Here is an 11247-nt window from a genome sequence, read left to right as displayed (position 1 = left end):
TCATTGTCGGGGACTCTTATTCCTACGGTTTTTTTAGGGCTTTTAAGTATTTTAGGCACGTTGTGATTAGCCTGAAGGATAAAAGTAAAGGGGCCGGGAAGGTACTGTTTCATGAGCTTATATGTATTATTATCAACCTGTGCTGCATAATCAGAAAGCTGACTAAGGTCGTGGCAAATAAATGAAAATTGAGATTTTGCCGGATTCAGGCCTTTAATTTGTGCGATTCGTATTATAGATTTTTGGTCAAAAATATCGCAACCAATGCCATAGACCGTATCAGTGGGATAAATGATAATGCCACCTTTTTCCAGTATTTCAACAACCTTTAGGATTTGCCTGTTGCTTGGGTTCTGAGGATAAATTTTTAGTAACATATGCGTAAAATTTAAAGATTAGACGAATAATTTGCTAACCGTTATATAAGTTTCCATCAATTTTAAGTTTACTGCAATCCGCATTTATAATTCCAATTTTTAGGATAGTTTGTTCTTTTTCTTTGCCTATCATATCCTCTTCATCACTAAATGCAAAGTCATCATCAGAATCCGGTTCGTCTTCCCAGGTTGGGGGTTGGGATTTAGGACCATGATGCCGGTAAATTATCGCTAATGCAAAGCCAATGATGCCTCCCATCAGATGAGATTCCCAGGAGATATTATATGCGAAAGGGAATATGCCCCAAACCAGGCTGCCATACATAAAAATAACAAGCAGGGAAATAGATAAAAGTTTGATGTCGTTTCTGATTATTCCACTGAAAAACAGGAATGATGCAAAACCATATACCAACCCGCTTGCCCCGATATGATAAGCAGGCCGTCCTATAATCCATACGCCCAAACCACTTAAAATGTAGGTAGTCAAAAAAATTTTCATTGCAATACCCCTGTAAAAATAAAATATTGCCACACTCAGTGTGAGCAATGGGATGGTATTGCTTAAAAGATGATGAATATTTGCATGAATCAGAGGTGCTAAAATAATGCCGATTAAGCCCCATAATGTCCTGGGATATATCCCCAGGATTGAAAAATCAGAATTCAGAGTAATTTCGCTTAATTTAATCATCCAGGCTATTAACGTAAATAGTAACGGAAATGCCAAGCTGTACTTTAATCTTAGTTTCTCATTAAGTTTAGTCTGTTCTTCTCCAGCAGGTTCCTCATGCAATTCTCCTGTCATTTGTCAGAAGTTTCTGATTGGTTGTGTAAATTTAAGAAAAAAATGAATGCGGAGGCGAAATAAATAAACAAAAGAGGCTGCTTAATCCACCTGATAACAGGTTTTTTACGCAGCCCTTTTATTTTAAGAATATTTTCTAAGATTTTCCGTTAATAAGGTCAATTTCTGATTTTGTTTTTACTTTATCCTGCTTTGTCGGCATTGAAAATATTAAATTGCTTTGTAAGATTAATCCCTTAATAAATGGTTTAATCTTTCTGAAGATTTTCAAAAAAGTGAGTTAATCTGTTTTTATAAATGTTTTTTATGATTTCTTCATCATCCTGCAAAGGCTTGGTTCCAATCAGATCCATTACTTCTTCCTTGGTCAGTCCGGCGCTATACATGGTTTTTACCGCACCTGAGGTCATTTCAAGTATAGCCTTGCTGGTTTCCTGGGTGGTAAGACCAAAGGATTTTGCAATTTCCTCCAGCTGGAAAAGCTGGAACCATAAGAAAGTCGGTCCGATTCCGGTCAGGATAAAATACGCATCGAGTTTGGCCTCTTCAATTTCAACGCATTTCCCGAAAGTGCTCATCATGATACTGATTTTGGCATGCTCGTTGGGATTAAATCCTTTAGAGACAAAAAAAGGATTATATCCTTTGTTGATTACGGAAGGGGCACTGGGAATCATGCGAACAATCCGGTTAAACCCACCAAGCATTTCAGAAATAGTGGTGGATTGAATTTGAGAAGCAAGGGAAATCAAAATGGTAGAGGGACTAAGAGCGTTTTTTATTTCCTTCAGAACATCAGGAACATCTTTGGGCAGCAAGGCGATAAAAACAACCTGCTGTCCGGCGGCTTTTACATCCCCGTTCAATACTGTTTCGACTTCCGGAAACTTTGCCTTAAGTTTTTTGAGACTATCCGGGTTGACGTCACTGACAATAATGTTTTGTGGCATCTTTCCTGAATTTTTAAAAGCAGAAAGGATGATGCGAGTCACCCTTCCAGAACCAATGAAACCGAATGATTTGTTTTGCATAGCTTATCCTCCATACTCTTTTTGGGTTATTTTTCTACTAATATAGTATATTTTTTTTACAGAGTTTATTTTAGATGGACAAAAATAGACTGGGTTTCACGGCTATAAGTTCACGATTTTTAAAGAACTCGAATGACTAGGAAGTCCCGTTGGGGACCTTCTTTTTTTATGTTGCAAAACATTTTAGTTTCTTAAATAATGACCCGCTTTAACGATAATCCGGAGGTGTTTGGATAACACTGAGGAGAGGGTTATTGATTCCAAGTGATTTCATAAGGAAGTATGCAGATAGCACAAAGGCATCATCTCCGGAGAAATGATGCCTTTGTGAAAATTTATAGACTAAAGTTAAAACTTGGCTTCTTTGAAAAATCTTTTCTGAAAAAGAAGTAAAAAAATCACCCCGACAGTAATTGAAGAATCGGCCAGGTTGAAAATTGGACGGAAGAAAATAAATTCTTCTGAACCCCAGAAGGGAAACCAGGCCGGAAAATGTCCCTGTATAATTGGGAAATAAAGCATATCAACGACTCTTCCGCTCAGGAATGAGGCATAACCTCCTTCGGGCGGGAAAAGAGAAGCTACCTGGAAATAACTTTCATTGAAAATTAATCCATAAAAAGCGCTGTCAAGAATGTTTCCCATTGCACCGGCGAATATCATGGAGATGCAAATGATTAAACCAATGTGGGCTTTCTTTTTAAGCAATATGGAAAGATACCAGCCAATTGCAGCGACAGCAAGAATTCTGAAAGTACTGAGTATATATTTACCTATTGCTCCGCCTAATTCCAGGCCAAAAGCCATACCATTATTTTCAGTAAAATGAATGATAAACCAGTTGCCCAGGATTCTATGTTCCTCTCCAAGCATCATGTGGGTTTTAATCCATATTTTCAGGATTTGATCAAGAAACAGAATGATGAAAATTACCAGTAATGATTTTTTTGTATTTGACATGGGATATTTAAATAAATTTCGACAAACCTACATGATTTTTTTGTAATTGCATAAAATGAAGTTATAATTCTATTTAAATCACTATCATTTAGCCATTAGAAGAAATAAAAAATGATTGATACCCAAGGCATCAATCATTTTTTTAAAAGGTACAATTTATAGGGATCTATGTATTTTGATTTTGTTTGGCATCAATGCTGAGGGTAGCATGAGGCACAGCACGGAGACGTTCTTTAGAAATCAACTTACCAGTTTCCCTGCAAATACCGTAAGTTTTGTTTTCTATTCTCATCAAAGCAGCCTGAAGATGTTCTATAAATTTTAATTGTCGTTGCGCTAATTTCCCTGCCTCTTCTTTTGATAAAGTAGAAGCTCCTTCTTCCAACACTTTAAATGTAGGAGAAGTATCCTGCGTATCGTTGCTTTCGCTTTGGGTAATAGAATTCTTTAGCAACTCATAATCTTTTTTTGCTTTGTCGAGCTTATCAAGGATCAGTTGTTTAAATTCTTGAAGCTCTTCGTCTGAATACCTGGTTTTTTCTGCCATGATCAACTAATTTTAAGGAGAATCTTACAAAAATTGCACTAAATATTTTTAGCTTTCATTCTCAGAAAAATTCTTAGTCCAATTTCAAAGTTGGTAAATGTAGCAATTATTTTTAATAAATATATTAAAAAAAACTATTTTACCTTGCTAACCTGAATAAATGTTTTTGCATCTTCGGTTATTTCTGCTTCAACAGCATCCGTCTGGTCTATTTGATCGACCAGGTCAATGTTTAAAGCCAGGGTCTGCGAGCCTATGTAAGCACTATGAATAGTGATGGCATGGTCAAGCACAGGATTCTTCTGTATCCTGACGTTGATCTTGTCCGTAACATCAAAACCCTTATCTTTTCTGAGATTCTGAATTCTGTTGACAAATTCCCGGGCTATTCCTTCTTCATGCAGCATTTCTGATACCGTTATATCCAAGGCTACAGTCAGGTTGCCTTCATTTGCAACTTGCCAGCCGGGTATATCTTCGCTGATGATTTCAACATCTTCGAGAGTAAGAGGAACTTCCTGGCCATCAAATTTTAAGTGGTAAGCGCCTTCCTGCTCAAGTTTGCTGATATCATTCTGATTCATATTGCCTATTGAAGCAGAAATAGATTTCATCAACTTGCCATATTTTGGACCCAAAGTTTTGAAATTGGGTTTTATTCTCTTCACCAGAATACCTGAAGTATCTTTGATATATTCTACTTCTTTGACATTTACTTCGCTTAAAATCAAATTTTTAACGGATTCGAAATTTTCTTTGAAATTTTCGTCCAAAACAGGAACCATGATCTTGCTTAAAGGCTGGCGTACTTTGATGTTCACCTTCCTTCTCAAGCCCAAAATCATGGAAGAAACTTTTTGCGCAATATTCATCCGTTTTTCCAAACGGATGTCGATGAGCTTTTCATCATAAGTTGGGAAAACATCAAGGTGTACAGATTCCTGTTTGTCTTTAGCGGTTGTGCTGTTTAAATCCATAAATAGCTTGTCCATATAGAAAGGGGCAATGGGAGAAGCCAATTTAGCTATGACATTCAAACAGGTATAAAGGGTCTGGAATGCTGCAATTTTATCGGGGGTATAACCTCCACCCCAGAAACGTTTACGGTTCAAACGAACGTACCAGTTACTTAAATCCTCGGTTACAAAGTCCTGAATGGCCCGCCCGGCTTTGGTCGGTTCAAAATTTTCGTAATATTCTCCGACCTGCTTAATCAACGTGTTGAGCAGGGAAATGATCCAGCGGTCAATTTCCGGCCTTTCGCTAACGGGGATTTCTGCCTCCTTATATGTGAATCCGTCCACGTTGGCATAAAGGGCAAAGAACGAATAAGTATTATATAGGGTTCCGAAGAACTTGCGTTTCACTTCATCAACCCCGTCGGTATCGAATTTCAGGTTGTCCCAGGGTTGAGCATTGGTGATCATATACCAGCGCAATGGATCAGATCCGTATTTTTCAATGGTTTCGAACGGATCAACCGCATTGCCCAGACGTTTGGACATTTTGTTGCCTTTTTTGTCGAGCACCAGTCCGTTAGAGATGATATTTTTGAAAGCAACCGAGTCAAACAACATGGATGCAATGGCGTGAAGCGTAAAGAACCAGCCACGGGTCTGGTCGACACCTTCGGCCACAAAGTCTGCAGGATAATGAGCTTTGAAATCATCCTTGTGTTCAAAAGGATAGTGCAGCTGGGCATAAGGCATTGCTCCGGAATCGAACCAAACGTCTACCAAATCAGGTTCGCGGAACATTTTCTTTCCTGATGGGGATACCAGCACAACTTCATCCACAAATGGGCGGTGCAGGTCAATTTTATCGTAATTTTCCCTGGAATTATCCCCAACATTAAAGCCGGCCAGGGGATTTTCTTTCATGAATCCTGCTTCTACCGATTTGTCAATTTCAGCTTTTAATTCTTCAACGGAACCTATGCAGATTTTTTCTTCCTTATCATCGCTCATCCAGATAGGAAGCGGAGTTCCCCAGAAACGCGAACGGGAAAGGTTCCAGTCCACGAGGTTTTCCAGCCATTTGCCGAAACGGCCGCTGCCTGTAGATTGAGGTTTCCAGTTGATGGTATTGTTCAGTTCTATCATCCTTTCCTTGAGCGCTGTGGTTTTGATAAACCAGGAGTCAAGCGGATAATATAGAACCGGTTTGTCGGTGCGCCAGCAATGAGGATAGGAGTGGATATGCTTTTCGATCTTGAAGACCTTATTGGCTTTTTTCAGCATCATGGAAATATCGATGTCCACGGTAGTATCTTTGTCGGTAAGCTTGGGATCGTAAGCATTTTTAACATAACGTCCGCTGAATTCGCCACAACCTTCAACAAATTTACCCTGTTTATCAACCAAGGTCAGTGAACCTATGCCGTTTTCCCTGGCAACCTTAAAGTCGTCGGCACCAAAGCTGGGAGCAATATGGACAATACCGGTACCATCTTCAGTGGTCACAAAATCACCAAGGATCAGACGGAAAGCATCCCCATCCTTAGGCTGCTGGTAGGGGATAAGCTGTTCGTAACGTATCCCGTTCAGCTCTGTCCCTTTGTATTCAGCAAGTATTTTGTAGGGCAGGTGCTTGTCTCCGGTTTTGTAATCTTCGAACTTCAGTTCGCTGTCTTTATCTGAGAAAAAAGCAGAAAACCTGGGTTTGGCAAGAATAACCGTGACGGGTATTCCGGTATATGGATTAAATGTTTTTACCTTCAGGTATTCAATTTTTGGCCCTGCGCATAGAGCGGTATTTGAAAGCAATGTCCACGGGGTAGTGGTCCATGCCAGGAAGTACAAATCAGTGTCTACATTCTCGAAGAGAAAAGCAGATTGTTCATTTTTTATTATCTTGAATTGGGCAACACAGGTAGTATCCTTCACATCGCGGTAACAACCGGGTTGGTTAAGCTCGTGTGTGCTCAATCCTGTTCCTGCTGCAGGAGAGTATGGCTGGATGGTATATCCCTTATATAGCAGGCCTTTTTCATATAATTTTTTAAGCAGGTACCAGAGCGTTTCGATGTAGCGGTTGTCATAGGTGATGTATGGATTTTTCATATCAACCCAGTAACCCATTTTTTCCGTGAGGTCTTCCCAAACATCGGTAAACTTCATGACATCTTTCCGGCAGGCCTTATTGTAATCTATGATGCTGATTTTTTTGCCAATATCGACCTTTGTAATGCCCAGTTCCTTTTCCACGCCCAGTTCTACAGGAAGTCCGTGAGTATCCCAGCCGGCTTTGCGTTCAACCAGATATCCTTTTAATGTCTTGTAACGGCAAAAAATATCCTTAATAGTACGTGCCATCACATGATGGATTCCGGGCATACCATTGGCAGAAGGCGGACCTTCATAAAAAACAAAAGCAGGATGACCTTCACGGGTTTTCAAACTCTTTTCGAAAGTGTGGTTTTTATGCCACTGATCTAAAACATCTTTATTGATCTGTGAAAGGTCAAAATTTTTGTACTCGGGAAACTTTGTATTCATCAGCCTATTTGTTTTATTCTTTGTTCTAAAAAAATTGTACAAAGATAGTCTGTTGACTATTAAAAAACAAAGCCCTCAAAATATTTATAAATTCCAATGGTCAAGATAGGATGGTTATTAACCGTCAGGTTCTGTTTTTATAAAAAAAGCTCAAAAAGTCAGAAGAGGTGTTTAAAAATTTCTTTATTTTACAATAAAAAATTATGCAGAAATCCTTATTAGTCGGATTGATCATTGCCGTGATCATGGTCATTTTTGCCATTCAGAATGCAGGGGAAATAGTAGTGAATTTATGGTTCTGGCAAGTCAAAAGTTCTTTGGTCTTTATTTTGCTTTTCACCTTTATTCTTGGGGCAATTTTTGGGCTGGTATTTTCAATTCCTACCCTTAACCAGAAAAAGAAGCAGATAAAAGAATTACTGGAGAAAAAAGAAGGGCAAAATGATAATGAAATAAAACAGAACTAACAAAATAATCTAATTTGAATGTATTCTAGAATGTAGAATACCAACTATTAAGCTTTTTAGGTACTAACCGTTTTCCCTTTTTAGGGATATCGTTTAAACCAGGCATAAATTATTTAACCTGTTTATTCATTTGTCATTCAATCGAATGATAAATGAATAAACAGGTTAAGTTGCTATTGGAAAGTGCTGCTTTAAACTTATTGCACTTATTTTGCCAGTTTTATCACTTCGCTGCCTGCAAGGAGAAATGCGCCAGCGCCATATTCCTGGGTTTCGTCGGCTGAAACAGAGCGGGGATCAGCGCCAACGGCCTGTACCCAGCCCAGCATCCCGGTTTTTTTATCTACAGCCCAGTTTAACCCTTTCCACGCATTGATGACTGCCGGAAGGTATTTGTCGGCCGGAAGCAGGTGGTTGTTTATGCCCCAGGCTAATGCATAGCAGAAAAAACCACTGCCTGAAGTTTCCGGTGAAGGGTATTCGTCAGGGTCAAGCAGACTTGAACGCCAGAGGCCGTCTTTTCCCTGAACCGAGGCGATTTTTTCGCACATATCTTTGAAAATCTGTTCGTATTTGCTACGGGCAGGATAATTTTCAGGCATATTTTGTAAAATACGGACTAAACCGCCCATTACCCAGCCATTTCCCCGGCCCCAGAAAATCTTTTTGCCGTTTTTACTGAGTTGCTGACTGCCATCCGCTTTGGCCATAAACCGGGTATCCCGGTAAAAAAGCTTTTCCGATTTATCGTAAAGAAGGTTGTAGGTGTCAGTCCAAAGTACATCCATTGTGTCAAGATAAGCGGTATTTTGGGTAACTGCATATAAACGTGAAAATACCGGTGGAGCCATAAAAAGAGCATCGCACCAAGCCCAGTTGTCATCATTCTTCCAACCTGTTATGGGGCCACGTTTGGGATTGGCCACTATGGCGTCAACACGGTTTTTTACATCAGCCAACATAACAGGGTCATTTTTTAATATATATAGTTCTATATAAGTTTGGCCGACAGTCAGATCGTCAGCATGCCTGGGCCTTTTACCGCATTTCCAGCTGTTCCTTTGGCATATGGCAATAGCTGAATCGAGGTAAGCTTCCTGCTTTGTTGTATAAAATTGGGCCATTAACCCAGTCAAAAATGCACCACGTACCCAATCTGTGTTGGGCACCCTGTCAATCTTTCCGTCTTTACGTTTATATTCAAATTTCAAATTGGTCAGTTGCCAGTTACAAACCCTGGTCATCGATTTAATAATCGCTCTTTTGGACGGAAGCTTGTTGGTCGCATTGCCAAATGAGGTGAAAAACAATGCAAAAGCAGTTGTAATTAGTAGGATTTTTTTCATTTTGATGTTTTTTCTTGTTATACTATTTTTCTTTTTTTTATTTATTTGTGTGCATATTTAATTGTAGATGGTTTATTATCAAACAGATAATATGATATTTTTTCCTGGAATTCATGACCGGTTCAAAACCTTAAATTGAGATTTCATTTATTTACTTATAAATACATAAAAAGTTGATTATTATATTTTTAAATGCCATGAATTCATCTCTATAGTCCTTCTTTTTCTTTGGAACTTAAATTGCAAGGTGTAATTCCCTTTAAGTCATCGCTTAACTCTTTTAAACAGTTTACAAACATCGTTAAAAAATTCAAATTATTTTTATCTCTTATCCTTGAAATTGTAAATTTTTCGGAATAATATACGTTCCGCATGGCCAACTATAATTAAATTTTCGAATAGCAAGGGTCAGTAAATCTAATGAGGATAGACAAGAAAGTGAAAATATCCTGAAAAACCCAGATTCCAGCCTCGCCTTTTAAAATCAGGCCGATACCTTGATTATCCAAGGTTTATTTTCACATAAACCGCGATGGTGATTCCTAAATATTTTGAATTGATCTGTCAATTTTCTTAGATTTGCCAACAGCTATTTTTATTTTATTGTTCTCCAACCCGACAGATTTCAAATTAAATGTAAAGGATGAAAAAACATTTCAGATTAACCTTGATTCTTTGCTTGCTTTCTTTTACTTTTTTCACTGAAAATTTACAGGCTAAAGCAAAAATATATAAAGCAGATGTGATTATATATGGTGGTACATCGTCTGCAATTATTGCTGCGGTTCAGGTAGCGCGCATGGGGAAATCGGTTTTGGTCGTTTCTCCTGATGTACATCTGGGGGGATTATCTTCTTCCGGCTTGGGATTTACGGATACGGGTAATAAATCAGTGATTGGAGGGTTGTCCCGTGAATTTTATCATAGGATTTTTCTGCATTATCAGACTGATGGGGCATGGAAATGGCAGAAAAAAGAAGAATATGGAAATAAGGGGCAAGGTGTACCCGCTATTGACGGAAACAAACATACCATGTGGATCTTTGAGCCTCATGTGGCAGAAGAAATTTTCGAATCCCTTATCCGCGAAAACTCTATTAAAGTCTTTCGCAATGAATGGCTTGACCGTGATAAAGGAGTGGTTAAAAAAGCCGGGAAAATCCAATCCATTTCCACCTTAAGTGGGAAGCAGTTTGAAGGTAAAATGTTTATTGATGCCACTTACGAAGGTGATTTGATGGCAGCTGCAGGTGTGGGTTATAGTATTGGCCGTGAAGCCAGCAGCGTATACGGGGAAAAATGGAATGGTTCGCAGGCCGGGGTTTTTCAACATGCCCATTATTTCAAGAATCATATCAGCCCTTTCCGTATCCAGGGCGATTCTACCAGTGGTTTGCTCCCTGGAATTTCAAAAGATAAACCGGGTCAACCGGGTGAAGGGGATAAAAAAATACAGGCCTATTGCTTCCGCATGTGCCTGACCAATCTGCCTGAAAACCGGGTACCATTTATCCGCCCTCCTGATTATGACTCTACGCAATATGAACTTCTTTTAAGATTATTTGCAAGCGGCTGGCGTGAGACTTTTCAAAAGTTCGATCCAATACCCAACAGGAAAACGGATACAAATAATCATGGACCTTTCAGCACCGACTATATTGGGATGAATTACCAATATCCGGAAGCCAGTTATGAAACAAGGAAAAAAATAATCAGGGAACATGAATCTTATCAAAAAGGGTTGATGTACTTCATCTCTAATGACCCGCGTGTACCTAAAGTGGTACAGGCCGAAATGAAGAAATGGGGATTGGCTAAAGATGAGTTCGGGGACAATGGCAACTGGCCTTATCTGCTTTATATCCGCGAAGCACGAAGAATGTCTGGTGAAGAAATAATGACAGAGAACGAGATATTGGGCAAAAGAGCAATTACACGGTCCGTGGGTATGGGATCCTATTCATTGGATTCTCATAATGTTCAGCGGTATGTTACTGATGAAGGATTTGTACAGAACGAAGGAGACATTGGAGTGGCGCCGAAAAAACCTTATCAGATTTCCTATGGTGCACTCATTCCCAAAAAGAGCGAATGTGAGAATTTACTGGTTCCGGTTTGTATATCAAGTTCACATATAGCTTATGGATCAATTCGTATGGAACCTGTATTCATGATACTTGGCCAGAGCGCTGCTACTGCAGCTGTTCTTTCCAT

Annotated in this window: 9 protein-coding genes; 2 read left to right on the top strand and 7 right to left on the bottom strand. The window is 39.2% G+C overall.

What is annotated here, in order from left to right:
- The 6 genes from Q8907_07395 to ileS all read right to left on the bottom strand — a co-directional run.
- The coding region (locus tag Q8907_07395) for an L-threonylcarbamoyladenylate synthase (protein MDP4274086.1) at window positions 1-377 on the bottom strand (377 nt) is incomplete at its 3' end.
- A 34-nt stretch (window positions 378-411) separates the two neighbouring features.
- The gene (locus Q8907_07390; GenBank protein MDP4274085.1) at window positions 412-1185 is read right to left on the bottom strand and encodes a rhomboid family intramembrane serine protease; all 774 of its coding nucleotides are present in this window, start codon (window positions 1183-1185) and stop codon (window positions 412-414) included.
- Between the two features lie 248 nt (window positions 1186-1433).
- Complete coding sequence (locus Q8907_07385; GenBank protein MDP4274084.1) at window positions 1434-2216, bottom strand: NAD(P)-binding domain-containing protein; 783 nt, start codon at window positions 2214-2216, stop codon at window positions 1434-1436.
- A gap of 348 nt (window positions 2217-2564) precedes the next feature.
- Window positions 2565-3176, bottom strand: a complete 612-nt coding sequence (locus tag Q8907_07380) for a lipoprotein signal peptidase (protein MDP4274083.1) — start codon at window positions 3174-3176, stop codon at window positions 2565-2567.
- A gap of 166 nt (window positions 3177-3342) precedes the next feature.
- The gene (locus Q8907_07375) at window positions 3343-3723 is read right to left on the bottom strand and encodes a TraR/DksA C4-type zinc finger protein (GenBank protein MDP4274082.1); all 381 of its coding nucleotides are present in this window, start codon (window positions 3721-3723) and stop codon (window positions 3343-3345) included.
- Between the two features lie 134 nt (window positions 3724-3857).
- Entirely contained in the window at window positions 3858-7220 is a 3363-nt protein-coding gene (gene ileS / locus Q8907_07370; protein MDP4274081.1) for an isoleucine--tRNA ligase, read from the bottom strand.
- A gap of 203 nt (window positions 7221-7423) precedes the next feature.
- Here ileS and Q8907_07365 point away from each other — a divergent pair, with 203 nt between their 5' ends.
- The gene (locus Q8907_07365) at window positions 7424-7687 is read left to right on the top strand and encodes a LapA family protein (protein MDP4274080.1); all 264 of its coding nucleotides are present in this window, start codon (window positions 7424-7426) and stop codon (window positions 7685-7687) included.
- Window positions 7688-7893: 206 nt separating this feature from the next.
- On the opposite strand, the gene Q8907_07360 is transcribed toward Q8907_07365, so the two are convergent.
- Window positions 7894-9033 (bottom strand): glycoside hydrolase family 88 protein, encoded by a 1140-nt coding sequence (locus tag Q8907_07360; GenBank protein ID MDP4274079.1) that lies wholly within the window; start codon window positions 9031-9033, stop codon window positions 7894-7896.
- A gap of 643 nt (window positions 9034-9676) precedes the next feature.
- Between Q8907_07360 and Q8907_07355 the strand changes: the two genes are divergently transcribed.
- Window positions 9677-11247, top strand: a 1571-nt coding sequence (locus Q8907_07355) for an FAD-dependent oxidoreductase (GenBank protein MDP4274078.1), incomplete at its 3' end; no start/stop codon positions are given.

Source organism: Bacteroidota bacterium (genome assembly GCA_030706565.1).
In the GTDB taxonomy this organism is placed as follows: Bacteria; Bacteroidota; Bacteroidia; order Bacteroidales; family JAUZOH01; genus JAUZOH01.
The sequence above is the reverse complement of the archived record's forward strand: the minus strand, read 5'-3'. Positions and strand labels throughout refer to the sequence as shown.